This is a genomic window from Pseudomonas cucumis (genome assembly GCF_030687935.1).
Lineage (GTDB): Bacteria > Pseudomonadota > Gammaproteobacteria > Pseudomonadales > Pseudomonadaceae > Aquipseudomonas > Aquipseudomonas cucumis.
In genome coordinates this window covers 5,408,778-5,434,906 of record NZ_CP117454.1, presented here as the reverse complement: position 1 = coordinate 5,434,906, position 26,129 = coordinate 5,408,778, and the positions used below count along the sequence as shown (strand labels likewise).

23 protein-coding genes are annotated in these 26,129 nt (G+C 58.7%); 7 read left to right on the top strand and 16 right to left on the bottom strand.

Features of this window, described 5'->3' with window-relative positions:
- Positions 1-96: 96 nt before the first annotated feature.
- From PSH97_RS24665 to exaC, 12 genes are all read right to left on the bottom strand, one after another.
- Complete coding sequence (locus PSH97_RS24665; RefSeq protein WP_305447051.1) at positions 97-2,997, bottom strand: SNF2-related protein; 2,901 nt, start codon at positions 2,995-2,997, stop codon at positions 97-99.
- A 75-nt stretch (positions 2,998-3,072) separates the two neighbouring features.
- Positions 3,073-3,375 (bottom strand): hypothetical protein, encoded by a 303-nt coding sequence (locus PSH97_RS24660; RefSeq protein WP_305447050.1) that lies wholly within the window; start codon positions 3,373-3,375, stop codon positions 3,073-3,075.
- A gap of 368 nt (positions 3,376-3,743) precedes the next feature.
- On the bottom strand, positions 3,744-4,712 hold the full coding sequence (locus PSH97_RS24655) for a hypothetical protein (RefSeq protein WP_305447049.1): 969 nt from the start codon (positions 4,710-4,712) through the stop codon (positions 3,744-3,746).
- A 636-nt stretch (positions 4,713-5,348) separates the two neighbouring features.
- Positions 5,349-6,095, bottom strand: a complete 747-nt coding sequence (locus PSH97_RS24650; RefSeq protein WP_305447048.1) for a S24 family peptidase — start codon at positions 6,093-6,095, stop codon at positions 5,349-5,351.
- A 236-nt stretch (positions 6,096-6,331) separates the two neighbouring features.
- Positions 6,332-6,859, bottom strand: a complete 528-nt coding sequence (ppa, locus tag PSH97_RS24645) for an inorganic diphosphatase (RefSeq protein WP_008052339.1) — start codon at positions 6,857-6,859, stop codon at positions 6,332-6,334.
- 113 nt (positions 6,860-6,972) lie between these two features.
- Positions 6,973-7,785 carry a M90 family metallopeptidase gene (locus PSH97_RS24640; protein ID WP_305447047.1) on the bottom strand — a complete coding sequence of 271 codons (813 nt, stop codon included), beginning with the start codon at positions 7,783-7,785 and terminating at the stop codon, positions 6,973-6,975.
- A 6-nt stretch (positions 7,786-7,791) separates the two neighbouring features.
- Entirely contained in the window at positions 7,792-8,448 is a 657-nt protein-coding gene (locus tag PSH97_RS24635) for a DedA family protein (RefSeq protein ID WP_305447046.1), read from the bottom strand.
- Positions 8,449-8,826: 378 nt separating this feature from the next.
- On the bottom strand, positions 8,827-9,288 hold the full coding sequence (locus tag PSH97_RS24630) for a GNAT family N-acetyltransferase (protein ID WP_030129561.1): 462 nt from the start codon (positions 9,286-9,288) through the stop codon (positions 8,827-8,829).
- 112 nt (positions 9,289-9,400) lie between these two features.
- Positions 9,401-10,225, bottom strand: a complete 825-nt coding sequence (gene eutC, locus PSH97_RS24625) for an ethanolamine ammonia-lyase subunit EutC (protein ID WP_305447045.1) — start codon at positions 10,223-10,225, stop codon at positions 9,401-9,403.
- An 8-nt stretch (positions 10,226-10,233) separates the two neighbouring features.
- On the bottom strand, positions 10,234-11,628 hold the full coding sequence (locus PSH97_RS24620; RefSeq protein WP_305447044.1) for an ethanolamine ammonia-lyase subunit EutB: 1,395 nt from the start codon (positions 11,626-11,628) through the stop codon (positions 10,234-10,236).
- Between the two features lie 199 nt (positions 11,629-11,827).
- The gene (gene eat / locus PSH97_RS24615; RefSeq protein WP_305447043.1) at positions 11,828-13,198 is read right to left on the bottom strand and encodes an ethanolamine permease; all 1,371 of its coding nucleotides are present in this window, start codon (positions 13,196-13,198) and stop codon (positions 11,828-11,830) included.
- Between the two features lie 266 nt (positions 13,199-13,464).
- Entirely contained in the window at positions 13,465-14,985 is a 1,521-nt protein-coding gene (exaC, locus tag PSH97_RS24610) for an acetaldehyde dehydrogenase ExaC (protein WP_305447042.1), read from the bottom strand.
- A gap of 436 nt (positions 14,986-15,421) precedes the next feature.
- Here exaC and PSH97_RS24605 point away from each other — a divergent pair, with 436 nt between their 5' ends.
- The 4 genes from PSH97_RS24605 to PSH97_RS24590 all read left to right on the top strand — a co-directional run bounded on the left by PSH97_RS24605 (position 15,422) and on the right by PSH97_RS24590 (position 19,777).
- Positions 15,422-17,335: a sigma-54-dependent Fis family transcriptional regulator gene (locus PSH97_RS24605; RefSeq protein WP_305447041.1), complete on the top strand. Its 1,914-nt coding sequence runs from the start codon at positions 15,422-15,424 to the stop codon at positions 17,333-17,335.
- Positions 17,336-17,521: 186 nt separating this feature from the next.
- A complete protein-coding gene (gene mpl / locus PSH97_RS24600; protein WP_305447040.1) occupies positions 17,522-18,871 on the top strand; it encodes a UDP-N-acetylmuramate:L-alanyl-gamma-D-glutamyl-meso-diaminopimelate ligase in 1,350 nt (449 codons plus the stop codon).
- Positions 18,868-19,500, top strand: a complete 633-nt coding sequence (gene ubiX / locus PSH97_RS24595) for a flavin prenyltransferase UbiX (protein WP_030129554.1) — start codon at positions 18,868-18,870, stop codon at positions 19,498-19,500. Before mpl ends, ubiX begins: the two co-directional genes overlap by 4 nt.
- Entirely contained in the window at positions 19,493-19,777 is a 285-nt protein-coding gene (locus PSH97_RS24590; RefSeq protein WP_305447039.1) for a YceK/YidQ family lipoprotein, read from the top strand. The genes ubiX and PSH97_RS24590 overlap by 8 nt, the downstream gene beginning before the upstream one ends.
- 37 nt (positions 19,778-19,814) lie before the next feature.
- Here PSH97_RS24590 and PSH97_RS24585 read toward each other — a convergent pair whose 3' ends face one another.
- The 3 genes from PSH97_RS24585 to PSH97_RS24575 form a co-directional block, all read right to left on the bottom strand.
- On the bottom strand, positions 19,815-20,456 hold the full coding sequence (locus PSH97_RS24585) for an oxidoreductase (RefSeq protein ID WP_305447038.1): 642 nt from the start codon (positions 20,454-20,456) through the stop codon (positions 19,815-19,817).
- A gap of 26 nt (positions 20,457-20,482) precedes the next feature.
- Positions 20,483-22,198 (bottom strand): C13 family peptidase, encoded by a 1,716-nt coding sequence (locus PSH97_RS24580; RefSeq protein WP_305447037.1) that lies wholly within the window; start codon positions 22,196-22,198, stop codon positions 20,483-20,485.
- Between the two features lie 114 nt (positions 22,199-22,312).
- A complete protein-coding gene (locus tag PSH97_RS24575) occupies positions 22,313-22,768 on the bottom strand; it encodes a MaoC family dehydratase (RefSeq protein ID WP_305447036.1) in 456 nt (151 codons plus the stop codon).
- Positions 22,769-22,962: 194 nt separating this feature from the next.
- On the opposite strand from PSH97_RS24575, the gene PSH97_RS24570 reads away from it, so the two are divergent.
- Genes PSH97_RS24570 through PSH97_RS24560 form a run of 3 tightly spaced genes read left to right on the top strand, consistent with a single transcriptional unit; the run spans position 22,963 to position 24,639 of the window.
- Positions 22,963-23,325 carry a CidA/LrgA family protein gene (locus tag PSH97_RS24570; protein ID WP_305447035.1) on the top strand — a complete coding sequence of 121 codons (363 nt, stop codon included), beginning with the start codon at positions 22,963-22,965 and terminating at the stop codon, positions 23,323-23,325.
- Positions 23,322-24,038 (top strand): LrgB family protein, encoded by a 717-nt coding sequence (locus PSH97_RS24565; RefSeq protein ID WP_305447034.1) that lies wholly within the window; start codon positions 23,322-23,324, stop codon positions 24,036-24,038. The genes PSH97_RS24570 and PSH97_RS24565 overlap by 4 nt, the downstream gene beginning before the upstream one ends.
- 10 nt (positions 24,039-24,048) lie before the next feature.
- Positions 24,049-24,639, top strand: coding sequence for an LON peptidase substrate-binding domain-containing protein (locus PSH97_RS24560; RefSeq protein ID WP_305447033.1), 591 nt, complete (start codon positions 24,049-24,051; stop codon positions 24,637-24,639).
- A gap of 76 nt (positions 24,640-24,715) precedes the next feature.
- Here the strand turns inward: PSH97_RS24560 and PSH97_RS24555 are convergent, their stop codons facing one another.
- Entirely contained in the window at positions 24,716-26,032 is a 1,317-nt protein-coding gene (locus tag PSH97_RS24555; protein WP_305447032.1) for a bifunctional DedA family/phosphatase PAP2 family protein, read from the bottom strand.
- Between the last annotated feature and the right edge of the window lie 97 nt (positions 26,033-26,129).

The following is a 26,129-nucleotide window of genomic DNA, read 5'->3' as shown; positions in this document are numbered from 1 at the left end:
CGCTATTTTTTGATTTCTGCGACATGTTTTGTTCTTGTGTCGCTGGTGGCGACATGTTCGCGAAACATGTTCTTGAAATCGGTTTTTCGCGACATATCAGGCGACTGCCCAGTGAATGGTAAAGAGCGCATGAGTACGGCTGGAACGGTGCAGGCGTTTCTCAAGTGCCTCGATGAGTGCATCACGACGTGCTTCAATCTCGTCCTCCACGGAGAAGATCTCTTGGCGCTGGCGGCGTTGTTCGCCTTCCACCTTGCGAATGTCGTCCTGGAGACGGCGTGCTTCGTCCATGCTCTGGGCGGTACGGGCTTGCCGCTTTAGGCCTTTCAGCTTGAGCTTGGTGTCTTGTAGTGCCTGTTCGGCAGCGAGGATGCGGTCTTCGGCCCAGGCATCAAGTTTTTCACGCTCCTGCTGGAAGAATTTGTCGTTCTGCTCCAGCGCCTGGCTCAATGCTGCATCGAGCTGGCGACGGGCGTTGCCATGCAGATCATCTGGGGGTGTGGCATGGGTTGGCTCGGCTGTGGCAGAAAGCTGGAAGAGCTTCTCGCAGGTTTCCTGGTCAAGCAACTCGCCGGTATCTGCCATTGCGGTGAATACCAGGTGTTCCTCATGCTGGAAGCTGTCGAGCTCTAGCAAGTTGAGTTGCAGCCAGCCCTGCTGACCGACCAGCTGCTCGACGACGCTGATACGCGGGTTACGGCCTTCCAGCCATTGCGCATAACTGAAGCGCAGAGTCGCTGTGGGGGCAGGAGCATTACGTCCTTGATCTAATACGTATTCGCCCAACGGGTGCGTCAGGCGGTAGATTCGAGTGTTCTCAATCTGAGCTTGCTTTGCCAGCTCGCCCTTGCGAATGAGCTGGTAGTGCCCGGGTGCGATCTGGGGGAGGGGCGGTAGGCTAAGGTCGAAGGTTAGTAACTTGCTGTCGAACCTTGCTTGTTCTGCCAGGATGTACTGGGTCAGCTGCCAAAAAAGACGCGTGATTCTATCTAGTTGGCTTTCAGCGCGTTCTTTGTGGGTTTTAAGTAGGCTGTGGATGTCTGCATCGAAATTTTCCAGCAGGAGCTTTTCGGTTTCCAGCATGCGTGCCTGGATATCTGCATCCAGTTCCTCGCGCAAGCTGGCGAAAGCGGCGTCGATCTCTTGAGGCGTGCGGCAGTGGTCGTAGATTTCGGCAATGCGCTTCTCGAAGTCGATGCCGACTTCGATCCTGCCGAGTACTTGGTCAGACGCACCGAAGACACCATCGAACAGGTGAAACTTGTCCTGCAGTAGCTCCAGTACGCGGTGGTCTGCGGCATTACGTTGGTTGAGGAAATTGATCACAACCACGTCAAAGCGCTGCCCGTAGCGATGGCAGCGACCAATGCGTTGCTCTACGCGCTGGGGGTTCCAGGGCAGGTCGTAGTTCACCACCAGGGAGCAGAACTGCAGGTTCACACCTTCGGCGGCCGCCTCGGTGGCAATTAGGATTTCGGCATTATCTCGGAAGTGGTCGATCAGCGCGGTGCGGCGGTCGATGGCGGGGGAGCCGGTGACTCGGTCGCAGCCATGGTAACGAGCCAGCCAGCGCTGATAGATGCCGGTAGCGGCTTCACCCTGGTTGCCTCCGCTGAAGGTGACAATCTTGCCGGTGTGACCATGAGCTTCGAGAAAGCGGGCTAGGTATTCCTGGGTACGACGGGATTCAGTGAAGATCACCGCCTTACGCGGTGCGCCCATGCCAGACATACGTGCGAAGCCTTGTTCCAACGCGTTCAGCAGGGCGAAGGATTTTTGGTCTTCACGAATGTTGTGAGCGATCTCGATATAAACGTCGAGCTCTGCGATTTCTTTACTCAGCAGATCGAAGTCGACTTTGGTGGCTGAGTCATGGGTCTCATAGCTGGCAGACTCTTCCGCTGCTTCGAGAAGGTCTTCCTCTAAGTCGTCTTCTTCTATCAGGTGCTCGAACCATTCCTCATCGATGCTCTGACGATCCAGCAGTTTCTGCAGGCGTGCTTTGATGGCTTGCAGTGTGGCGACGACGGCCTCCGTGGACGAGGCCAGCAACTTACGCAGAATAAGGGCCACGAGATGCTTCTGGCGCTGTGGGAAACCATAGCTGAAGTCGCGGTGCAGATACGCGGAGATGAGGTCGTAAAGCCTCTGCTCGTCATCGCTTGGGGTAAATGGAGTGGTCAGTGCATGGCGCTGGGTATAGGGCACGTACTCAAGTACATCCCTACGTAGGGTGCGCTTGATAAAGTGTTGCAAACGGCGGCGTAAAGCTGCCAGGTCACCATCAGTGTTGTTGTACTGAGCACGAAAGCTGCGCTCATCGCCGAAAATGTCCTCGTCAATCAGCGAGCTGAGACCATACAACTCCATGAGTGAGTTCTGCAGCGGTGTGGCAGTTAGTAAAAGCTTGCGTCGCCCCGCCAGTGAGCGCTTGAGTGATTGCCCCGTTTCGTTGCTTTTTCGGTGGGCGTTACGCAGCTTGTGGGCTTCATCGATGACGACTAAATCCCAGGGAATATTGCCTAGCTGCTCCTCCATACGCGCAGCGAAGTGGAGTGACATGATGCTGATAACGTCGCGGTCCAACGGATCGTAGATGCCGTCTTGGCGAAGCTGTTTCCAGGTGCGAGCATCCAGCACTTGGGCGGGCAAATTGAATTTGTCGGAAAGCTCCTGCGCCCATTGCTTGCGCAGTGCCGCAGGGCAGATAACCAAAAGGCGGCGACGGCGTTCGGCCCAGAGCTGCCCTAAGACCAGCGCGGCTTCAATCGTTTTACCCAGACCGACTTCATCAGCAAGCATCACACCTTTGCTCAGTGGGTTTTGCAGGGCAAAAAGGGCGGCATCAATCTGATGAGGGTTGAGGTCGACACTGGCATCAAAAAGCGACTGGGAAAGCCGGTCCTCCTCGCTGGCTGCACGGCGACGTGTTAACTCCCAAGCAAAATACTTGGCGTGGTGAGGGGTGAGCGTACCTTTCGATTCAATAGCCGGCATTGATTGCTCTCTGTAGTTCCTATCAGCCCGTTTTGCTTTTTGGTGTCTGGGTATGCAGACTTTTAGATAAAGCGACTATAGCCAGTGGCTCGGGAGTTCGAGGGCATAGTTTTTGGCTACCCTTTCTAAGGCAGTCAGTATTTCTTCGTGTCGAACCATATCAGCAGGCTGCCACGTTGAGCGGCGATCCAACAAGGATTTCAGCTCACTCAGATTGTGCATCCCCAAGCGATGGAGGTTGCCCCAACTGGGGATGCCAAAAAGGTTGTAAATCACTACGGTAGCGTCACGCTCACTGGCGAGGCGCTTGTTGCCTGTCAGCTTTTCAGCGGCTTCCTCGGCGTCATCTCGGTCGTCGTAGGTATTGAGTAACTTCATGGGGGCCTTGAATTGAGGTTTTGAGAAATTGTACTAGCTGCTATTGCTTCCATGCCTATCCCTCCAAGGCATTTGTTCCGCTTCACCTCATTCCAACGCGGGTAACACAAAAAATGATGCATGAACTGCAGATCCCATGTGCCGATGACCACCCAAGCATTGGCCAAGGGTAGTCTGTCGGACAGGATGATTAGGCACGCGGATTAATGGCAACCTTGGTCGGCCAGTGATATGCAGCCTTCACGGCCCACCACTACATGATCTTGGCCAAGGTATGTCGGATGACTGGCGCTGAGCGGCCAGTTGTAGCCTATCGAATTCACTTTTAACCCTTTCCCTGATTTCAGCGTAATCACCTGCTTTTTGACTCAGAAGTAATCGTCCTGCTTCAATCGTTTCAGAGTTGCGCCCTTTATTGCATTCGTCGACTGAATCTCGCAAGGCAGCGTTTCGAACGTGTAGCCCCTTTTTGCAGGAGTTGCCACGACCACACGATTGTCGCTGATCAGCGCAGCCCATGCATCGTGTGGTCTACCTGGGATTGAGCAATCTCGGGGGTGAAGGTGAAATGAAGCAAAGACGATGGTTTCTTGCAGGGTTTCATCGGCATGCCGAAGGACGTATTCCCATGAATTCCATGCAATGACGATCGTATAAACGGACCCGATGAACACCGCGAAGAGCATACGGGAGCGACGGCGATAGCTGAGTCCCGGAGTGTAGTGTTTCCAATACGGCGCCGTGAGGTGATTTCGTTTGATTGTTCCAAGGAGGGTTGGGGTCGTTACAGCGATGGCAACGGAGGTGATGCCGACCACCAGGCTGATGATAAATGTCCCAATGAATGCCCACAAAGAAACCAAGATGAGCGTTGTAAGGGCTTTCTGTGCCACTGGAAACTGATCTGAATCGATCCTGGTAAGGTTGACGATGAACGAGTCGGCATGTGCGCTAGCGAAGAGCCCAAGGCCGACCGTAGTTAAAGCCGTCAGAACGGTCATCCACCAGGCGTGAGCCTTGAATTTTTCTACCAGCTTGAAATGTCTGATGGAGAGCACGGACGAGCTAAAGCAGATAACGATGAAAAAAATCTGGACCACGTCCTTTCTGATCGGTCCTCCCATCACGTGCCAGAACAAGGACATTGGCAGAACGGCGATTGAGCCCAACGTGATGGCTGCCCAGTATTCTTGAGCGCCCCACCATCTGATGCTGTAGTTGAGCTTCCACGGAAAATGCTTTGAATGCCTTCTAATGAACATTGGTCGATCAATGAACCGGTCGATTACTGCAAGGATGGCGGCGATGAGGAGATAGGTTGCTACGTACGGGAGCATCGACTTGAGCGTCCTTTTACAAAGTTGAGGCGACGTTATCTCATAGGCGTTGCTCGCTTTCGAGGCGTTCGGTACGGCGAGTCACGTCCGTAAGGGGGGGCAGAAAATCGTGTAATCCCTTAACCTGGATACCGCTCCGAGATGCGGCAGGAGCTGGCTTAGTGTGGTGGGGAAAAATACTTGTCGCTGTCGAGCTATTTGTTAGGTCGAGCGAGACCGAAAGTCTCACTATACCTAGGATTATTTCGGACAATAAAAAAGCCGGCTTGTGGCCGGCTTCTCGGGGACTGGCTTGGTTTATTTTTGGTAAACCGCGCCAGCCTTCAAAACGTACACCCGGATCTTGCGTCCGGCTGTGGGACTCGGCGAGAAAGTCATCTGCCTTGTCGGTGCGATCTGAGCCTGAAGAAGGGTCGATGCGCAAATGTGGGGCGCAGCATACTGATTTTTTTGAAGAATTCCCAGCGGGACGTGCCGGGTAGAGCAATGGGGGGTGGTGGTAGGAGCGTTTCTGTATGGGGCCGGGCAGTTTGGTTTTCGGGGATTGCCAAGATCGCAGCCTTCGGCAGCCCCTACAGCCACCTGCATTTCCCTATCTCACCGTAGGAGCTGCCGAAGGCTGCGATCTTTTAACGCTTAGAGAAACGGTACGGACGGCCGCCGTTTATTGAGCGTCGACCACCAGAATACCCATCCCAATACCCTTATGTTTTGCTTGTCGATCTGTTCGGCACTGAAGATCTCATCCGGATACTCGGCTTTGTTATAGCTGCGCAACCGCAGTGCATTTCCCGGCATCCGATGCAGGTATTTGATCCGCAACATCCCGTCATGCTCGATCGCATAAATCTCCCCATCAATAACCTGAGTCAGCCCGCGGTCGATCGCAAGCGTCGAACCGTCTTCAATTTTTTCCCCCATGCTGTTGCCGATCATGTGGGTACAAATAGCGTCGGCGTGGTTGATTTCCAGGGAGTCCAGGTGGCTGCGAGGCAGGCGGATGGATTGGCTGGGGTCTTTGACGACGTGAGTTTTGTTGGAGCCCGGGGCGGTGGCTGTTTCTTTATAGAAAGGCAACTCGACGTCGATGGGCTCGATCACCGTGTAGATGCCGCGGATGGCCTGGGCGTCGAAGGTGTTGCCGGCCTCGTCGAGCACGCGCAGGCGTGAGGACTCTTTCGGCCCTTCGCCGGTTTTCAGCCAGTCGCTGTTTACAGACAGTAGTCTGGCAACCTCTTCCATGCGGTAGGCGGGCACACCTCGGGTGTACCAGTTATGGATATTTTGCGCTTCCGTGTCGAAGAAAGCGGCAAATCCTGTGGTTGTGATTTTCGATGCTTCGAGGAGCGCTCTAAACCGTGGGCCGCTAGTGTTCTTTTTCATAAACACGAGTTTACTGGCGCAGGATGGGGGTTTGAATAAACGATCCGTTCAAATTTCGAGGGAAATTTAAGACTGGATGTAAGACGCTTTTAGTGGAATTTAAACAGGAAAAAACCAAAGCCAAGAAGTGTTCCACGTACCGTTAAAGGTCAGTGTCTGAGCGGAGCGCCCACAAAAAACCCCGGATCAACCGGGGTTCTTCTTGGCGCTTGCAGCTAGAAGCTTACCGCGGCTTCTCAGCCTTTATAGGCAGCAACCGACTTGGTGATCGCGTCCCGGGCGGCATCTGCGCCGGCCCAGCCTTCGATCTTCACCCATTTGCCTTTTTCGAGATCTTTGTAGTTCGCGAAGAAGTGCTCGATCTGCTGAATCAGCAGCGGTGGCAGGTCGGTGTATTCCTTCACGTCGACGTACAGCTGGGACAGCTTGTCGTGTGGAACCGCGATCACTTTGGCATCGCCGCCGCCGTCGTCGGTCATGTTCAGGATGCCGACTGGACGAGCGCGGATTACCGAACCTGGGGCAACCGGGTAAGGGGTCACGACCAGCACGTCGAGGGGATCACCGTCGTCAGCCAGGGTGTTCGGGATGTAACCGTAGTTGGCCGGGTAGAACATCGGGGTGGCCATGAAACGGTCAACGAACAGGCAATCGCTGTCTTTGTCGATTTCGTATTTGATCGGCGCGTGGTTGGCCGGGATCTCGATCGCGACGTAGATGTCGTTCGGCAGGTCTTTGCCAGCCGGAATCTTGCTGTAGCTCATTGGGCGGTGCCCCCGTTAGTTGACCAAAAACACTTGGCCGGATTGACCAAAAAGTGGCGGCGATTATAGGCATATTCCGCCTTCGACGCTATGGACCAGAGGTCGCGTAGACGTTAGTCGTGTGCCTGATAGACAGGGTTCTCGGCCAGAAGTTGCCGCAGCCGGGCCAATGGGTCCTGACGATAAAACAGCTTCAACTGCCCATAGACCTGTGGATAAGCCTCGTGCAGCAAATCCGGGGCGCTGAAGAAGTATTCGCTGGTGACCGCGAAGAACTCGGCGGGGTTTTCCGCTGCGTACGGGTCGATGGCGGTTTGCGCGTCAGGGTTGCGGTCCAGTTGCCGATCGAGGTGGTCATACGCCTCTTGCATCACCTTGGCCCAGTCGCTGACGCGCATATCGGCATGCAGCGGCGGCAGGCCATTGGCGTCGCCGTTGAGCATGTCGAGTTTATGCGCGAGCTCGTGGATGACCAGATTATAGCCTTCCCAGCCACCGCTGGCCATCACGCCGGGCCAGGCGAGGATGATCGGGCCTTGTGGCCAGGCTTCGCCGCTGTGTTCGCCGTCCCACTCGTGTTCGACGCCGCTGGCATCGCGATGGCGCTGGGGGCTGAGGAAGTCGTCCGGGTAAAGGATTATTTCGTGGAAACCCTGATACCAGTTCAGGTCGCCCAGATGCATCAGCGGCAATTGGGCCTGGGCGGCGAGCAGCAGGCGTTGTTCCTGGTGAAGTTCGACGCCGGGTAGGGCGGTCAAGTGTTTGTCTTGTAGGAACAGCACGCAGGCTTCCCGCAGCCACTGGTCTTCGGCTGCGCTGAGGCCATCCAGAAAACTCAGGTGATGGCGCACCCGTTGCCACATGTCGTCGGCAATCGGATGCCTGGCCAGGGTACGCTGGCGTCGCCAGGCGCTAAGGGACCACATCGTGAGTCAGCGGGGTTCGGCTTTGGACGAGGCATTGGCGAGGCGGTTGCGGATTACGCCGATGATCATCGGTAGCAGCGACAACAGGATGATGCCCACCACCAGCAGCGACAGGTTCTGCTTGATGAACGGTACGTTGCCGAAGAAGAAACCGAGGGTGACCAGGCCACCCACCCAGAGGATGGTGCCCAGGACACTGAAGGCAAAGAAGCGCGGGTAAGGCATTTTGCCAACACCGGCGACGAAGGGGGCAAAGGTACGGATGATCGGCAGGAAACGCGCCAGAGTCACGGTTTTGCCGCCGTGCTTGTCGTAGAAGTCGTGGGTTTGTTGCAGGTAGTCGCGGCGGAAAATTTTCGAGTTCGGGTTGCTGAACAGCCGTTCGCCAGCGGTGCGGCCGATTACGTAGTTGGTGCTGTCACCCAGAATCGCCGCCAGCATCAGCAGGCCGCCCAGCAGCACCGGGTCCATGCCGCCGCCGGCCGCCACGGCGCCCGCGATGAACAGCAGGGAATCGCCCGGCAGGAATGGCATCACCACCAGACCGGTTTCGCAGAAGATCACCAGAAACAGAATGGCGTAAATCCATGCCCCGTAGTTGGTCACCAGCAGGTCGAGGTAAACATCGAGATGCAGGATAAGGTCGATCGGGTTGAAATCCATGGATAGCACCTGTGGTGATGGCCCGACTCTGCAGGCCTGTGCGGATGGCTTTGCGTAAGACTACAGCGGAGTGTAATTTTTCTTACGAGCCGGAAGAATGGGCATTATACGGGGAGAGAAGTGTAAAACACCTCGAGTTTGTAGCGGGGGATGTCGATGGGGCGATCGGGGTATTTGCCCTTGCGCATTACCCTGTGGCGAGGTGCTTGTCGGAACGCCGCATCGCCCCGTTGGGTTGCGAAGCGACCCCTAAACCAGACGGCGCGTTTCTTCAGGCATACCGCATTCAGCAATTTGCAACTGCTGCGCAGTCGAACGGGGCGATGCGGCGTTCCGACAAGCCCCCTCACCCAAAAGCACGCAACTTCAGGCTATGCGTTACAGCCCGTCACTGATCGGCAACACATAGTTCTTGAACTCGGTATCTTCCTTGAACCCGATGGATTCGTAGGTTTTCTGCGCGACTTCGTTATTGCTGCTGGTGGAAACGCGCATGCGCACGGCATTGGTTTCCTTGGCCATTTTTTTTGCGGTGCGGATCAGGTTATCGGCCACCAACTGGCGGCGGGCGTCTTCGGCGACGTAGATGTCGTTGAGGATCCATACGCGTTTAAGCGAAAGAGACGAAAAGCTCGGGTACAACTGACAGAAACCCATCAGTTTGTTGTTGTCGTCATCGGCCAGGGCCAGGTAAATCACCGATTCCTTGCGCCGCAGGCGTTTCTCGAGGAACGCCCGGGACGAGTCCGGATACGGCAGGGAACCGTAAAACTCGCGATATTTGACGAACAACGGGGTCAGCAGGTCGAGGTGTTCGAGGGTCGCTTGAATAATCCGCATGGTAGGTCTCGTCTTCAAGTGGCTGTCTTACATGGTGACGGCGACGGGAAACCCTGGCGGCCGTGCATCGATCCTGCCTGAAACCTGAATAGAAACGCAATGCGGAAACGGTTCAGGCATCCGACGGGCTCAGTAGGAAATTGCCTTTCATGTCCGCACCAATGTCCGACTCCAGCGTCTGAATCTGGGCTTCGTCTTTCAGACTGACCCCCGATAACTGCCGCCGACAGGCTTCGCGCATCAAATACAGCAAACGGTGTGCCGCCATGCCGTAACTCAAGCCTTCGAGACGGACATTCGAGATGCAATTGCGATAGGCATCCGTCAGTCCGACTTTGGGATTATAGGTGAAATACAACCCCAGGCTGTCTGGCGAGCTCAAACCAGGGCGTTCACCGATCAAAATGACCACCATTTTGGCGCCCAGCAGCTCGCCAATCTCGTCGGCCACCGCGACTCGACCCTGTTCCACAAGGATCACCGGCGACAGGGACCAGCCCTCAGCAGCTGTCTGTTCTTCCATGCGCGCCAGAAACGCTAAGGTGTGGCGATGAACGGCCAATGCCGAGAGGCCGTCGGCTACCACGACGGCCAGATCCACCCCGCCAGGATGACTCAGCGCGTAGTCGCGCAGAGTCTGCGCCGACTCATCACTCAGCTTGCGCCCCAAATCGGGGCGCTGCAGATAGCTGTTCCGGTCCGTGGCGGCGCTGTGCAGCAGCAAACTCTCACGTCCACGTTCGGCCAGTTGCGAACTGAGCCCCTTGTGGTCGAACGGCAGATGCACCGCATCCCGGGCCTGTGCATGGGCGTACTGGAAATCCAGCTGCGCGCTGGTCGGCATACTGGTGCCGGTGCGACCGAGAGCGATACGTGCCGGGGTCAGGCGACGCAGTTCCAGCAACGGGTTTTGCGGATCGACAGGTGGTTTATCCATCTCAATACTCATCCCAGTTGCGCCATGGCCTGACGGAAGGCCGGCGGCAGGTTGTCGCCGAAGTGAATTTTGCCGTCTGTCTGGGTGAAGATGCCCATGTTCGCCAGCCACTGTTCAAATTCCGGCGCCGGTTTCAGGCCCAAGGTTTTCCGGGCGTAGAGGGCGTCGTGGAACGACGTGGTCTGGTAATTGAGCATGATGTCGTCGGAGCCGGGGATGCCCATGATGAAGTTGATCCCGGCCACGCCCAGCAGGGTCAGCAGGGTGTCCATGTCATCCTGATCGGCTTCGGCATGGTTGGTGTAACAGATATCACAACCCATGGGCACGCCCAGCAGCTTGCCGCAGAAGTGGTCTTCGAGACCGGCGCGGATGATCTGTTTGCCGTTGTAGAGGTATTCGGGGCCGATGAAGCCTACAACGGTGTTCACCAAAAACGGTTTGAAATGGCGTGCCACGGCGTAGGCGCGGGTTTCGCAGGTCTGTTGATCGACGCCATGATGGGCGTTGGCCGACAAGGCGCTGCCCTGGCCGGTCTCGAAATACATCAGATTCTGGCCCAACGTGCCGCGATTCAGGCTCAAACCCGCGTCATAGCCTTCCTGCAAGACGTTGAGGTTGATACCGAAACTGGCGTTGGCCGCTTCCGTGCCGGCGATCGACTGGAACACCAGGTCCAGCGGAATGCCGCGATTCACTGCCTCGATGGAGGTGGTGACGTGGGTCAGCACGCAGGCCTGTGTCGGAATTTCGTAGCGCTGGATAATCGCATCGAGCATTTCCAGCATGGCGCAGATCGAAGCGATGCTGTCGGTGGCCGGGTTGATGCCAATCATTGCGTCCCCATTGCCGTACAGCAGGCCGTCGAGAATGCTCGCGGCGATACCGGCCGGTTCGTCGGTGGGGTGATTGGGTTGCAGGCGTGTCGAGAGTCGGCCGTGCAGGCCCAGAGTGCCGCGGAATTTCGTGACCACGCGGATTTTCTGCGCCACCAGCACCAGGTCCTGCACGCGCATGATCTTCGACACGGCGGCGGCCATTTCCGGGGTCAGGCCCGGAGCGAGCGCGCGCAGGCTCTGTTCGTCGGCGGCGTCGCTGAGCAGCCAGTCGCGAAAGCCACCGACAGTGAGGTGGCTGACCGCTTTAAAAGCCTGTTTATCGTGAGTGTCGATGATTAGTCGAGTGACTTCATCGGCCTCGTAAGGAATCAGTACTTCCTGCAGGAAGTGAGTCAGCGGGATGTCAGCCAGGGCCATTTGCGCGGCCACTCGCTCGCCATCGTTGAGGGCGGCAACGCCAGCCAGAAAGTCCCCGGAGCGCGCCGGGCTGGCTTTGGCCATGACGTCCTTGAGGCTGTCGAAGCGGTAGGTCTGGGCGCCGACGGTATGGGCAAATACGGCCATGGGGCGGTGTCCTCCTGGTGAATACAAGTCTTGAAAACACTGAGCATCCTGTGGGAGCGGGCTTGCCCGCGAAGGCATGGTGTCAGTCGACATACAGGCTGAATGACACACCACTTTGGCGAACAAGCTCGCTCCCACATCGGTTTTTGGTGCACTTCAATATGGCAGGCGTCGGGAATCAGCCCGGCGCTGGTGCAACTCAAATGCCTTCGAGCATAGCGTCCGCCGGTGCATCGGCGCGCTGTTTGGCAGTCAGTTGGAAATACAGGTAGCCGGCCACCATGAAACCCAGGAACACGCACCCGATCAGCGGGTTGAACCAAGCCATCGCCACCAGACACACCACCGCCAGAAACAGCGCGATCCCCGGCACGATCGGGTAGCCCGGCGCGCGGAAGGTGCGTTCCAGGTTCGGCTCGGTTTTACGCAGTTTGAACAGGCTCAGCATACTGATGATGTACATCACGATGGCACCGAATACCGACATGGTGATCATCGCCGCCGTCAGCGTCATGCCCTGCAGGTTGACCAGACCGTCGCTGTAGATCGCCGCGATGCCGATCACACCGCCGGCCAGAATCGCCCGGTGCGGGGTCTGGAAGCGCGAGAGTTTGGCCAACCCTTTAGGCAGGTAACCCGCGCGAGCCAGGGCGAAGAACTGCCGCGAATAGCCCAGAATGATCCCGTGGAAACTCGCCACAAGACCGAACAGGCCGATCCACACCAGCATGTGCATCCAGGTCGAATTATTGCCGACCACGGCTTTCATCGCCTGAGGCAGCGGATCGTTGATGTTCGACAGTTGGCGCCAGTCGCCGACACCGCCAGCCATCACCATAACGCCGATGGCCAGGAACACCAGGGTCAGAATGCCACTGACGTAAGCCCTGGGAATCGTGCGTTTCGGATCCTTGGCTTCCTCGGCGGCCATGGCTGCGCCTTCAATGGCGAGGAAGAACCAGATCGCGAAAGGGATTGCCGCAAAGATGCCGGGAATCGAGGCCATGGTGAACTCGTTGGAGCCCGACCAGCCATTGAGTACGAAATTGCTGAAGCTGAAGCCCGGTGCGACCACGCCCATGAACACCAGCAACTCGGCGACCGCCAGCACGGTGACCACCAGTTCGAACGTGGCTGCGATGCTCACGCCGAGGATATTCAAGCCCATGAACACGAAATAGGCGCCAACAGCGGCGATCTTCGGGTCCAGTTCCGGGTATTGCACGTTGAGGTAGGCACCGATGGCCATGGCAATTGCCGGTGGCGCAAAGACGAATTCGATCAGGGTGGCAATGCCGGCGATCAATCCGCCTTTTTCACCGAAGGCCCGGCGGCTGTAGGCAAACGGCCCGCCAGCGTGGGGAATGGCGGTGGTCAATTCGGTGAAACTGAAGATAAAGCAGGTGTACATCGTCGCCACCATCAGGGCGGTGACGAGAAAACCCAGGGTCCCTGCGGTGCCCCAGCCGTAACTCCAGCCGAAGTACTCGCCGGAAATCACCAAGCCGACGGCAATGCCCCATAGATGCAGGGTGCCGAGTGTGGGTTTGAGCTGTGTAGTAGAAGTCATAAGTCCTCTCTGTCTTTTTTATTGTTTGATCTGTTGGACTTTCGGGTACGGCGTTTTCGTGTAATGCGGGCACGCAAAGCCCGTGCCAGACCAGCAGGGCGATGATTTACGGTGCGTTTAAGGACGCCATCGCGGGCAAGCCCGCTCCCACAGGGTTATGGGGGGAATTCACCTATTGGGGTTGACCCAAAATCACTGTGGGAGCGGGCTTGCTCGCGAAGGCGGTTCAAAGGGCGATACAGAATGACCTGTATCGCCCCCGGTTTTTAGAAGAAGCCCAGCGGATTGATGTCGTAGCTCACCAGCAGGTTTTTGGTCTGCTGATAGTGATCGAGCATCATTTTGTGGGTTTCACGACCGACACCGGACTTCTTGTAGCCACCGAACGCGGCGTGCGCCGGGTACAGGTGATAGCAGTTGGTCCACACTCGACCGGCCTTGATGGCACGGCCCATGCGATAGGCGCGGTTGATGTCGCGGGTCCAGAGACCGGCGCCCAGGCCGAACTCGGTGTCGTTGGCGATGGCCAGGGCTTCGGCTTCGTCCTTGAAGGTGGTGATGCTCACCACCGGGCCAAAGATTTCTTCCTGGAACACGCGCATTTTGTTGGTGCCCTTGAGCAGGGTCGGCTGGATGTAATACCCGGTCGCCAGGCTGCCCTCGAGTTTCTCCACCTTGCCGCCGGTCAGCAGCTCGGCGCCTTCGCCCTTGGCGATGTCCAGGTACGAAAGGATTTTGTCGAATTGCTGCTCGGATGCCTGGGCGCCGACCATGGTGTCGGTGTCCAGCGGGTCGCCACGTTTGATTTGCAGGACTTTGTTCATGACCACTTTCATGAACTCGTCGTAGATCGACTCTTGCACCAGGGCACGGGACGGGCAGGTGCAGACTTCGCCCTGATTGAAGAACGCCAGCACCAGGCCTTCGGCGGCCTTTTCGATGAAGCTTGGCTCGGCCTGCATGATGTCTTCGAAGAAGATGTTCGGCGACTTGCCACCCAGCTCCACGGTGGACGGAATGATGTTCTCAGCGGCGCATTTCATGATGTGCGAGCCGACCGGGGTCGAGCCGGTGAAAGCGATTTTGGCGATGCGCTTGCTGGTGGCCAGGGCTTCCCCGGCTTCTTTGCCGAAGCCTTGCACCACGTTGAGCACGCCGGGTGGCAGCAGGTCGCCGATCAGTTCCATCAGCACGGTGATGCCCAGCGGGGTTTGCTCGGCAGGTTTGAGGACCACGCAGTTGCCGGCGGCCAGGGCCGGGGCGAGTTTCCAGGCGGCCATCAGAATCGGGAAGTTCCACGGAATGATCTGCCCGACCACGCCGAGCGGTTCATGGATGTGATAGGCCACGGTGTTGCCGTCGATCTCGGCGGCGCTGCCTTCCTGGGCGCGGATGCAACCGGCGAAGTAGCGGAAATGGTCGGCGGCCAGCGGGATGTCGGCGTTGAGGGTTTCGCGAACGGCCTTGCCGTTGTCCCAGGATTCGGTGATCGCCAGCACTTCGAGGTTCTGTTCGATGCGATCGGCGATTTTCAGCAGGACCAGCGAGCGAGCCTGGGCGGACGTGGCGCCCCAGGCATCGGCGGCGGCATGGGCGGCGTCCAGGGCCTTTTCGATGTCTTCGGCGGTGGAACGCGGGAATTCGGCAATCGGCTGGCCGTTGACCGGCGAGGTATTGGTGAAGTACTGACCTTTGACAGGCGCGACGAACTCGCCGCCGATGTAGTTACCGTATTTGCTCTTGAACGAAACGATAGCGCCTTCAGTACCGGGGTGAGCGTAACGCATGATGGGTTTCTCCTTGGCTTTTGTGCTTATAAGGGAGGACGCGCTAAAGCGCTGCATTAAGCGTAGAGCAAAGGTTGGGCCAGTGCCTTGCAGGTCAGGTAAATCAAGGCCTTGCGCGTTTTTTGTCGGACGGATGGGCAACGTTTGTGACGCTTGCGGTACAGCCCCTGTGACACTTTGTACCGTTTGTGGCACAGCCTGTGACTGATCGGTCTTGCCAGCATTGCAATGCTTCGATGGCTGGAGGATGCTGGCTTCACGTGAAGGCTTTGTTTTTGTAGCAGCTGCCGAAGGCTGCGTTCGAGTGCGAAGCGCTCGCCTCGATTTGGCAATGAAATATGGGGCACAGGTTTTACGACCGCTTCGCGGCCGGACGCAGCCTTCGGCAGCTGCTACACGGAAGCGAGCCAGACCCTGCGGGGGAGAATAATAAGAAATGCACGACAACCATTTGAGTCGCCATGCCCAGCAAGTGCTGACCGTGACCCAAGGCAAATCTCACCTGCAGGGTCCCGGCAGCGATCCGTCCATTGCCCGTTCCTGGCTGCGTTGTCTTGAGGACTATCACCTCGACCCGGCCCTGACCATGGCGCCGACGGTGCTGGAACATGGCCGCGTGCTGGAAAGCCGCGAACGTTTGCAGCAAGTGCTGCAGATCGCCGGCAACGAAATGACCAGCCTCCACCAGCAACTTTCCGGCGCCGGCCACGCGGTGCTGCTGACAGACGCCCGCGGGGTGATCCTCAACTGCGTCACCGCGCCTACCGAACGGAAAATTTTCGAGCGCGCCGGCCTTTGGCTGGGCGCCGACTGGAGCGAAGCCTGCGAAGGCACCAATGGCATCGGCACCTGCCTGGTGGAGCGCCAGTCCCTGACCATCCATCAAGACGAACATTTTCGTGGTCGTCACACCGGCCTGACCTGCTCGGCGAGCCCGGTGTTCGACCCTCACGGCGAACTGTTGGCGGTGCTCGACGTGTCTTCGGCGCGTCATGAGGTTTCGCGTCAGAGCCAGTTCCACACCATGGCTTTGGTCAATCTGTCGGCGAAGATGATCGAGAGCTGCTATTTCCTGCGTTACTTCGACAATCAGTGGTTGCTGCGTTTTCACCTGCAGGCCGAATCCGTGGGGCTGTTCAGCGAAGGGTTGTTGGCGTTCGACGGGGAAGGGCGGATCAGTGCGGTCAATCAGAGTGCGCTGAATTTGCTGGGGCATATTCGTGGCGGGCTGTTGGGCAAACCGGTGGAGGCGTTTTTCGACTGCTCGCTGGATGAATTGCTCGGCCGCGCGAGCGCTAATGCCAGCGCCAGTTGGCCATTGCGCACCCGTGACGGACGGCGGTTGTTTGCCGTATTGCGCGGGCAGCCGCGCAGTATTCCGGTGCCGGTGGTGCAAAGCCCGATGGTTGCCGAGCGTCCGCGCTTGTCAGGCATTTGCCTGGGCGATGCCGCGTTGCAGGAGGATTTCCGCAAGGCCTTGCGCGTGTTTGAACGGGACGTGCCATTGCTGATCAATGGCGAAACCGGTTCCGGCAAGGAGGCCTTCGCCAAAGCCGTGCATCAGGCCAGCCAACGGGCAGGAAAATCGTTCGTCGCCCTCAATTGTGCGGCGATTCCCGAAAGCCTGATCGAAAGCGAACTGTTCGGCTATCGCGGCGGCAGCTTCACCGGCGCCCGTAAGGAAGGCATGCGCGGCAAGTTGCAGCAGGCCGATGGCGGGACGTTGTTCCTCGATGAAATCGGTGACATGCCGCTGAGCATGCAGACCCGTCTATTAAGGGTGCTGGAAGACCGTCAGGTGGTGCCGATTGGCGGCGAGCCGGAATCAGTCAATGTGCGGATCATCAGCGCCACTCACCGCAATCTGCTTGAGCGGGTGCAGGACGGCAGTTTCCGCGAGGATTTGTATTACCGGCTCAATGGGCTGGAAGTCGCACTGCCGGCGCTACGTGAGCGCGCTGACAAATCACAGTTGCTCGACTTTTTGCTGGCCGAAGAGGCGGGCGGGGAAACGGTATTGATAGACGGGCCGGCGCGGCAGGCCTTGCTGGATTTTGCCTGGCCGGGGAACGTGCGGCAGTTGCGCAATGTGCTGCGGACCCTCGCGGCATTGTGTGATGGTGGCCGGATCGGGCTGGAAGATTTGCCGGCGATGATTCGCCAGGCCCGGCCGGTGACGGTGTCCGCGGTTGAAGCCCTGTCCGAGTATCCGCTGGACGATGCCGAGCGGTTGGCATTGCTCAACGCATTGGAACAGCAGCGCTGGCACATGACCCACACCGCCGAGCAGTTGGGCGTGAGCCGCAATACCCTCTACAGAAAGCTGCGCAAGCATGGAATCGCCCGCTAGGGGGGACTGATCGTTCCCGCGCTCTGCGTGGGAATGCCTCCCCGGACGCTCTGCGTCCGCTTTTGGGACGCAGAGCCTCCCTTGCTGCATTCCCACGCAGAGCGTGGGAACGAGTGTGGTTACAGCTAAAGAGTGCGATTTTCCCCTCCCTACGCTAACCTGCGGCCATGTTTTACGAGGTCGACTATGCACATTCATATTCTTGGTATTTGCGGCACTTTCATGGGTTCGATGGCGGTTCTGGCCAAAGAGCTGGGCCATCACGTGACGGGCTCCGATGCCAACGTCTATCCGCCGATGAGCACTCAGCTGCAAGCCCAGGGCATTGAGTTGACCCAAGGTTACGACCCGGCGCAGCTCGATCCGGCCCCCGACCTGGTGGTGATCGGCAATGCCATGTCCCGTGGCAACCCGGCCGTCGAATACGTGCTGAACAAAGGCCTGCCGTACGTCTCCGGCCCGCAATGGCTGGCCGATCACGTATTGCAAGGTCGCTGGGTGCTGGCGGTTGCCGGCACTCACGGCAAAACCACCACCAGCAGCATGCTCGCCTGGGTTCTGGAACACGCCGGCATGAGCCCGGGTTTCCTGATCGGCGGCGTGCCGCAGAATTTCTCGGTGTCGGCGCGTCTGGGTGATACGCCGTTCTTCGTGATCGAAGCAGACGAATACGACAGTGCGTTCTTCGACAAGCGCTCCAAGTTTGTTCACTACCGGCCGCGTACGGCGATCCTGAACAATCTTGAGTTCGATCATGCGGACATCTTCCCCGATCTTCCGGCCATCGAGCGGCAGTTCCACCATTTGGTGCGCACCATTCCGAGCGAAGGCCTGATCATCCATCCGACCACTGAACCTGCATTGCTGCGCGTGATTGAAATGGGCTGCTGGACCCCGGTGCAAACCACCGGTGCCGGCGGTCAGTGGCAAGTCAAACTGCTCAGTGAAGACGGTTCGAAATTCGAAGTGATGTTCGAAGGCGCCGTTCAAGGCGTGGTCGAGTGGGACATGACCGGTCAGCATAACGTCGCCAACGCCTTGGCCACCTTGGCCGCTGCGCGTCACGTCGGCGTAGTACCGTCGATGGGCATTGCGGCACTGAGCGCGTTCAAAAGCGTGAAGCGGCGGATGGAAAAGGTCGCGGAAGTCCGTGGCATCACCATTTACGATGACTTCGCTCACCATCCGACCGCCATCGCCACCACCCTCGACGGTCTGCGCAAGCGCATTGGCGACGCGCCGCTGATCGCGATCATCGAGCCGCGCTCCAATTCCATGAAACTTGGCGCTCACCGCGATGGCTTGCCGGAAAGTGTGGTCGATGCCGATCAGGTGATCTGGTATTCGCCGGCCAACCTCGGTTGGGACCTGGGCGCCACCGCCGCGTTGTGCACCGTGCCGTCGATTGTCAGCGATTCGCTGGAAGGCATCATCGAACGCGTGAAGAGCCAGGCTCAGCCTGGCACTCACGTGGTGATCATGAGCAATGGCGGCTTCGGCGGCCTGCACGGCAAACTGGCCGAGGCGCTGCAATGAACAACGGCCCGGAACGCATCACGCTGGCGATGACCGGCGCTTCGGGCGCCCAGTATGGCTTGCGCCTGCTCGACTGCCTGGTGCGTGAAGACCGCGAGGTGCACTTCCTGATCTCCAAGGCCGCGCAACTGGTGATGGCTACCGAAACCGATGTCTCGCTGCCGTCGAAACCGCAGATGATGCAAGCCTTCCTCACTGAATACACCGGCGCTGCCGCCGGGCAGATTCGGGTGTATGGCAAGGAAGACTGGATGTCGCCGGTGGCTTCGGGCTCTGGCTCGCCCGCGGCGATGGTGGTGGTGCCGTGCTCCACCGGGACCTTGTCGGCGATCGCGACCGGAGCCTGCAACAACTTGATCGAACGGGCGGCCGACGTGACCTTGAAGGAGCGCCGTCAGCTGATTCTGGTGCCGCGCGAGGCGCCGTATTCGAGCATTCATCTGGAGAACATGCTCAAGCTGTCGAACATGGGCGTGACCATTCTGCCGGCGTCGCCGGGCTTCTATCATCAGCCGCAGACCATCGATGACTTGATCGATTTCGTCGTGGCGCGGATTCTCAATCTGCTGAACATTCCGCAAGACATGCTGCCGCGCTGGGGCGAACACCATTTGAGCAGCGATGAATAAGCTGCTGATCATCCTGCTGGCTTTGCAATTGGCGGGCTGCGCCACGGCGCGCACCCTCGATGCCGCCAAGCCTGGAGCGCCGGTGGTGTATTCGGGGACGCGTCTGGATTTGTATGCGCTGAACGGCGGGTGCTGCGCCATGGACAGATTCGGCGCAGAAGCGCCGAGTTATCCGGGTGTTGACCTGCCGGCCAGTGCGTTGCTCGACACGCTGCTGTTGCCGCTGTCGTTGTTGACGGTGATTGGCGTAAGTTTTCAGGCGACGGGTGGTTTGTAAGAACGCGTTTCGCGCTCTATTCGCGGGCACCGCTGAATTACTTGCCCAACTTGCGCAACTCATCCGACTCGACAATCCGCACGCCATCCTGCTCTTCCAGTGCCAGGCGCCACATGGCGCGGGCCAGTTGGCAGGCTTCGATGCCGTGGTATTTGCCCGGGATCAATCGCGACAACGGACCGGCGACTTTCTCGGCCAGTCGCGGCTCCACGCGATCGCCCAATAACAGCGAAGGCCGGCAAATGGTCAGCTGCGGCCAATTCTGCGCGCGCAATGCGTGTTCCATCTCGCCTTTAACCCGGTTGTAGAAAATCGAGGATCTGCGATCAGCACCCAAGGCGCTGATCACGATCAAGTGCCGTGCGCCCATCTCCCGCGCACGTTTGGCGAAGGCCACGACCATGTCCAGGTCCACTGCGCGAAATGCTTCTTCGGAGCCGGCCTGTTTGATCGTGGTGCCGAGGCAGCAGTAGGCAATGTCGACGCGACCGTTCAACTGCGGCAAAAACACCGCCGGGTCGCCGACCGGGTTTTCCAGATGAGGATGCTCGGCCAATGGCCGGCGTGAGGGGGCCAATACCCGTGTAATCGTTGGCTCGTTGAGTAGACGGTCAAGCAAATGTTCACCGGTTAACCCGGTAGCTCCGGCAAGCAATACATGCTGAGGCGTCAAGTACATAGTAATTCCCCCTTGATACATTCAGCTTAGTTGCTCTTTTCATCCTTGCTGATAGAGACACTTTGCAGTGCCTTTCGTGCCTGTTGTTTGCGCAACAGCTGCCAGTGGCTGAGAACGGTTTTCGGCGCCCAGATCTGTGGCTCGGAAGCTTCGAAGCTGTCGGCCAGTTCCCGCTCGGCCACGGTGGCGCTGGCCAGTTTGAAGGCTTGCTCCAGATCGTCGGTCTGGTTCAGCGCCTGGGCGAACAGCGCGTCGCCGAAATACGTGAAGTTGGCTTCCTCCGAGCACCCGAAGGACACTCTATCGGCACGCGCGGCGGTCATGATCAGGGTGCGTTCATCCTTGAGGGCGGGAATGAAACCGCCGGAATAACAGGACGAAATCACGATGATTTTGTCTCGTTTTTTCAGGGGGGCGAGGACGGCGGCCAGTTCGTCGGCCGGCAGGTCGGCCAGTTCCAAGCGTGGCTGGTCGAGTACCAGTTCGTGTTCGCCGGTGCCGTGGCTGGTCAGATAAATGAACAGCAAGTCTTCCGGACCACTGCGCTCAGCCAGGGTCTGGGCGGCGCGGCGCAGGTTTTCCCGGGTGGCCATCGGTCGGTCGACGAGGTGATCGCGATGGTTGACCAGACGGATCTGGCCGAAGGCGCCGAAACGGCTGGCGAGCATGTTGGCGACGTAGTCGGACTCGCGCAGGAACACGCTCTGCTTGCCATCGCCGCCCAAGGTCAAGGTGTACAGTTCGACCGCCGGGGTCGAGGCCGGCACGTTGGCCAGTGCATCGTCGAGCAAGCGACCCTGAGCCAGCAAGCCGAGTTCGAGAGGGTCGGGCAGCAGCTTGCCGTCGGCGTCGCGCACGCGCTGACTGTTGACCCAGGTGCCGCTCTGCACCGTGCCATCGGTCAGCACCAGCGTGCCTTGGCCCTGATAGTTGTCGCCGTCGAACTGGCCGATATAGAAGCTGCCATCGGCCAGGTTCAAGCGACCCTGACCGGTGAAACGCCAGTCGCTGAACTGACCGATGTAGTGACTGCTGTCGGCGCCGATCAACTCGCCCTTGCCGCTGAGCACGCCTTCCTTGAACTGACCGAGCCAGACATCGCCATCGGCGTTCTCGTAGCGGCCCTTGCCATGCAGTTGATTGTTCTTGAAACCGCCGACATAGATATCGCCATCGGCGCTGTTGAAGGTGCCATTGCCTTCCAGCTGGCCGTCGGCGAAATGCCCGGTGAACTGGTTTCCGCTGGCATCGCTGCGCTGGCCTTCGCCATTGGGTTTGCCGTGGGCGAATTGCCCTTGGTACTGGCTGCCGTCTTCGAGTTCCAGACGACCAAGCCCTGAGTATTGATCGGCCTTGAATTCGCCGCGGTAAGTCATGGCGTTTTCTTTGAGAGTGCCTTCACCGTCGCGTCGACCCGCCTTGAAACCGCCGGTATAGCTGCTGCCCGTGGTGGTCAGGGTGCCTTGGCCGTCGAACAGCCCTTGCTGGAATTGCCCGCGATAGACCTCGCCGTTGCTGCCATGCCATTCGCCCTGACCATGCCATTGGCCTTTGTCGAACTGGCCGGCGTACCAGCTGCCGTTCGGGTAATCGATGCGGCCCTCGCCTTGCAGCAAGCCGTTGACCAGATCACCGCGATAGCGTCCACCATCCGGCAAGCGGGCATCGGGGGGCAACAGCGATTCGCCATCGCCGCAAGCGGTGAGCAACAGGGTCAAAGCAAGGAGTGCAAGTGAGCGCATAGCGGGATCCGGGCAATTAGGCGACGGAGTATGCCGCAGCTATGTGTCGCATTTATAGAGACACGGCAGAGACACGGCGCGAAACAGCGTGAGCTGCTTCGCATCCGGGATGCTTTACACGAAGCAGAGGGACAGTGGCTCGGCGATATACGCCGGTTTGTCCGACCCTTCGATTTCAAGCGTGGCGGTGGCCTTGAGTAACCATTGGCCGGGTTTCTTCTCGATGACGTCGTTCATGTCGACCTTGAGTCGAACCCTGGAATTGACCTTCACGGGCTGGATGAAACGCACGCTGTCCAGGCCGTAGTTGACCACCATCTTCGCGCCTTCAGGCAGGATGAGGATGTCTTCCATCAATTTGGGGATCAGCGACAACGACAGGAAACCATGGGCGATGGTGCTGCCAAAAGGTGTTTGCGCGGCTTTGACCGGGTCGACATGGATGAACTGAAAATCGCCTGTGGCTTCCGCGAACAGGTTGATACGTTCCTGGTCGATGGTGAGCCATTGGGAACGTCCGAGTTCCTTGCCGACATAATCTTTGAGCTCTGCAACTGGAACATAGGGCATTGAGACTCTCCTTGGGTTCATCGGTTTTATAGTTTTTCGAGTGGGGGATTTGACCTCCCTGCGAACCACTTTAGATCAACATGGCAAATGGCTCCGGTCAACTATCCATGCTGTTGGCGAATGCCGATTCATAGCGTTGGCATGCTTATAATGTCGGGCCCCTTCTTTTGGGGAACGCGCGCGGGAGATGATGGATGTTGTTACGTGGCCTGACCTGGCTGGTGCTTTTTCAATTGCTCGGCACCGCCCTCAACCATTTGTTTTTGCTGGTGTTGCCGGGGCCGATCATTGGCCTGCTGTTGCTGCTGGGGTATCTGATTATTCGCGGTCAAGTCGGCGAACCGCTGAACCTCGCGGCCAGCAGCCTGTTGCGTTATCTGCCGTTGCTGCTGGTGCCGCCGGCGGTGGGCGTGATGGTTTACGCCGCCGACATTGCCGCGGATTTCTGGGCGATCACCGGTGCGCTGGTGTTGTCGCTGCTGCTGTCGATGGCCTTCGCCGGCGTGCTGATGCAGCGCATGGTCAAGCGTCACGCTCATCACGAGGACGGCCAATGATGTTCGATTGGCACGGCGCCTGGGCGTCGGTGATTCATCATCCATTGTTCGGTATCGGCATTACGCTGGGGGCGTATCAGTTGGTGCTGGCAGCGTTTGAGAAAACCCGCTGGGTTTTTCTGCAACCGGTACTGGTTTCCATGTTGCTGGTCATCGCTGTACTGGTCGGTTGCGGCCTGAGTTACGCCGAATACCGTAAGAGCACCGAGATCCTCAGTATCTTGCTCGGGCCGGCCACTGTTGCGCTGGCGGTACCGCTGTACCTCAACCTGCGGCGGATCCGGCAGTTGTTCTGGCCGATATTTACTACGCTGGTGATAGGTGGTGTGGTCGCCACGGGCATGGGAGTACTGCTGGGCTGGTGGTTCGGCGCCGAACACATGATCCTGATGACCATGGCACCCAAGTCGGTCACCTCGCCGATTGCCATGCTGGTGGCGGAGCAAATCGGTGGCGTCGCGGCGCTGGCGGCGGTGTTCGTATTGATTACCGGGGTGATCGGGGCGATCTTCGGGCCGAGTCTTTTGACCCGTCTCGGTGTCCACAGCCCGGAGGCCCGTGGGATGGCCCTGGGCATGACCGCCCATGCGGTCGGCACCTCGGTGGCCTTGCAGGAAAGTGAAGAGTGCGGCGCCTTCGCGGCGCTGGCGATGAGTCTGATGGGCGTAGCCACGGCGGTGTTCCTGCCGTTGGCGGTGTCGATGGTGGTGTAAGGAAATGTCTATGAGTTTGCCGCTTTTTCCGCTGAACACAGTGCTGTTTCCGGACTGCATCCTCGACTTGCAGATCTTCGAGGCGCGCTACCTGGACATGATCGGTCGCTGCATGAAACAGGGCGGCGGCTTCGGCGTGGTGTGCATCCTCGACGGCGAAGAAGTCGGCATCGCTCCCGAAGGCTACGCACGGGTGGGGTGCGAAGCACTGATCACCGATTTTCACCAGCAGGACAACGGCCTGTTGGGCATTCGGGTGAAGGGTGGGCGGCGTTTCCACGTTGTGCGCACCGAGGTGCAGCGCGACCAGTTGATCGTCGCCGAAGTCGAGTGGCTCAAAGATGAACCCGAACAACCGCTGCAGGATGAAGACGCCGACCTGGTCGCGCTGCTCAAGGCCTTGGCGGAACATCCGATGGTCGAAGCGTTGAGCATGGGCACTGAAGCTGCGGGACAACAGTCGCTGGCCAATCAGTTGGCGTACCTGTTGCCGTTCTCCGAGAAGGACAAGATCGACCTGTTGCAACTCGATGATCCGCAGCAACGGCTGGATGCGATTCAGGCGTTGCTGGATGAGTTGCAGGGTGAGTTGTTTGCCTGACGTCCGCTAGAAGATCGCAGCCCGTAGCAGCTGTCGAGCCTGCGAGGCTGCTGCTACAGGTGCAATCTTTTGATCTTCAGTACGCATACCGCAACATCGCATGCGGCATGTGCCTCAACACAAAGAAACCGAACAACGCCACCAACGACGGTAATACCAGCCACCAGATTTTCGGCGGCATGGCGTTGAGCGAAGTCTGGCGTTGAGTCAGCCAAAGGCTCACCGCGCACACGCACGCCGCCAGCATCGCGCCGGCCAGTACATCAGTCGGCCAGTGCGCGCCCAGGTACACCCGTGACAAGGAAATCGTCAGCGCCGGCAAGCAGCCCACCAATAACCAGGTCAGGCGCATCCGCGGCGGTTGTCCGCGCCCCGCCAGCACCGCGAGCGTCAGGAACAGCGCGAAAGAGCCCGAGGCATGGCCGCTGGGCATGCTGTAGCTGGTCAGTGGATCGCTCAGCACCTCCGGGCGCACACGGGCGAAAAAGTGCTTGGTTGCGGTGTTGCCCAAAGCGGTGAAAAGCAAAGTGCCGCCGGCGAAGATCGCATGCCGCCATTGTCGTGTCAGCAGCAGCAAGACTGTCAGCAGCGCGCTGATCATGAACATGTTGCGGAATTCACCGATCAGCGTGAACACCACGGCCACTTCATCGAGCGCCGGGCTGCGGTGTTCCTGTATCAGGGTCATCAATCCTTGGTCGAGGGCGGTCAGGTGCGGGTAGCCGATGAACAGCCCGATCAGGATCAACAGGCTCATGCTGCTGATCCAGATGGTCGCCCGGCGATGGCGGCGCAGGCTGCTGTTTGCGCTCAGACCGACCATCACCGCAATGCTGCCGGCGACAATCCCTGCTTCAGGCCAGAAACCTTCCGGCAATGGCAAGCGAATCGCCGCCCCGGTGGCCCAGCCCGGCAGGAGATAGGCGAGGCTCCAGCCCGCGGCAGCCAACAGGCTGACGACGGCGAAGCGCGGGAACGGCATGTCGAACATCCCGGCGACCATCGGCAACATTGGCCGCAGCGGGCCGATAAAACGTCCGACCAACAGGCTGGCGATGCCGTAACGCTGGAAATAAGCCTCGGCTCCGGCCATCCATTCCGGATGATGGCGCAACCCCGGCAGGCGACGGATGTTCTGGTGGAAATGCCGCCCTAAAAAGTACGAAACGATGTCGCCCAGCACCCCGCCGAGGAAACCCAGTAACAGCGTTTCACCCAATGACAACGCGCCGCTGCCGGCCAGCACCGCCACCGCAAACAGCAACACTGTGCCGGGCACGATCAGCCCGGCAATTGCCAGGCATTCCACACAAGCCACTATGAACACTGCCGCGGCCAGCCACTGAGGATTGACCGTCAGCCAACCGGTCACGCTATCGAGCCATGGGCCCATAAAAACAACTCCATCGAATAATCAATCGGTCCAAGGGGCGAGCGCAATCTTCAAAACATTACAGGTCTCATGTGGGAGCGAGCAGGCTCGCTCCCAC

Coding starts and splice junctions, on each gene's coding strand:
- PSH97_RS24665 (WP_305447051.1), bottom strand. CDS start 2,997: ATGCCGGCTATTGAATCGAAAGGTACGCTCACCCCTCACCACGCCAAG.
- PSH97_RS24660 (WP_305447050.1), bottom strand. CDS start 3,375: ATGAAGTTACTCAATACCTACGACGACCGAGATGACGCCGAGGAAGCC.
- PSH97_RS24655 (WP_305447049.1), bottom strand. CDS start 4,712: ATGCTCCCGTACGTAGCAACCTATCTCCTCATCGCCGCCATCCTTGCA.
- PSH97_RS24650 (WP_305447048.1), bottom strand. CDS start 6,095: ATGAAAAAGAACACTAGCGGCCCACGGTTTAGAGCGCTCCTCGAAGCA.
- ppa (WP_008052339.1), bottom strand. CDS start 6,859: ATGAGCTACAGCAAGATTCCGGCTGGCAAAGACCTGCCGAACGACATC.
- PSH97_RS24640 (WP_305447047.1), bottom strand. CDS start 7,785: ATGTGGTCCCTTAGCGCCTGGCGACGCCAGCGTACCCTGGCCAGGCAT.
- PSH97_RS24635 (WP_305447046.1), bottom strand. CDS start 8,448: ATGGATTTCAACCCGATCGACCTTATCCTGCATCTCGATGTTTACCTC.
- PSH97_RS24630 (WP_030129561.1), bottom strand. CDS start 9,288: ATGCGGATTATTCAAGCGACCCTCGAACACCTCGACCTGCTGACCCCG.
- eutC (WP_305447045.1), bottom strand. CDS start 10,225: ATGGATAAACCACCTGTCGATCCGCAAAACCCGTTGCTGGAACTGCGT.
- PSH97_RS24620 (WP_305447044.1), bottom strand. CDS start 11,628: ATGGCCGTATTTGCCCATACCGTCGGCGCCCAGACCTACCGCTTCGAC.
- eat (WP_305447043.1), bottom strand. CDS start 13,198: ATGACTTCTACTACACAGCTCAAACCCACACTCGGCACCCTGCATCTA.
- exaC (WP_305447042.1), bottom strand. CDS start 14,985: ATGCGTTACGCTCACCCCGGTACTGAAGGCGCTATCGTTTCGTTCAAG.
- PSH97_RS24605 (WP_305447041.1), top strand. CDS start 15,422: ATGCACGACAACCATTTGAGTCGCCATGCCCAGCAAGTGCTGACCGTG.
- mpl (WP_305447040.1), top strand. CDS start 17,522: ATGCACATTCATATTCTTGGTATTTGCGGCACTTTCATGGGTTCGATG.
- ubiX (WP_030129554.1), top strand. CDS start 18,868: ATGAACAACGGCCCGGAACGCATCACGCTGGCGATGACCGGCGCTTCG.
- PSH97_RS24590 (WP_305447039.1), top strand. CDS start 19,493: ATGAATAAGCTGCTGATCATCCTGCTGGCTTTGCAATTGGCGGGCTGC.
- PSH97_RS24585 (WP_305447038.1), bottom strand. CDS start 20,456: ATGTACTTGACGCCTCAGCATGTATTGCTTGCCGGAGCTACCGGGTTA.
- PSH97_RS24580 (WP_305447037.1), bottom strand. CDS start 22,198: ATGCGCTCACTTGCACTCCTTGCTTTGACCCTGTTGCTCACCGCTTGC.
- PSH97_RS24575 (WP_305447036.1), bottom strand. CDS start 22,768: ATGCCCTATGTTCCAGTTGCAGAGCTCAAAGATTATGTCGGCAAGGAA.
- PSH97_RS24570 (WP_305447035.1), top strand. CDS start 22,963: ATGTTGTTACGTGGCCTGACCTGGCTGGTGCTTTTTCAATTGCTCGGC.
- PSH97_RS24565 (WP_305447034.1), top strand. CDS start 23,322: ATGATGTTCGATTGGCACGGCGCCTGGGCGTCGGTGATTCATCATCCA.
- PSH97_RS24560 (WP_305447033.1), top strand. CDS start 24,049: ATGAGTTTGCCGCTTTTTCCGCTGAACACAGTGCTGTTTCCGGACTGC.
- PSH97_RS24555 (WP_305447032.1), bottom strand. CDS start 26,032: ATGGGCCCATGGCTCGATAGCGTGACCGGTTGGCTGACGGTCAATCCT.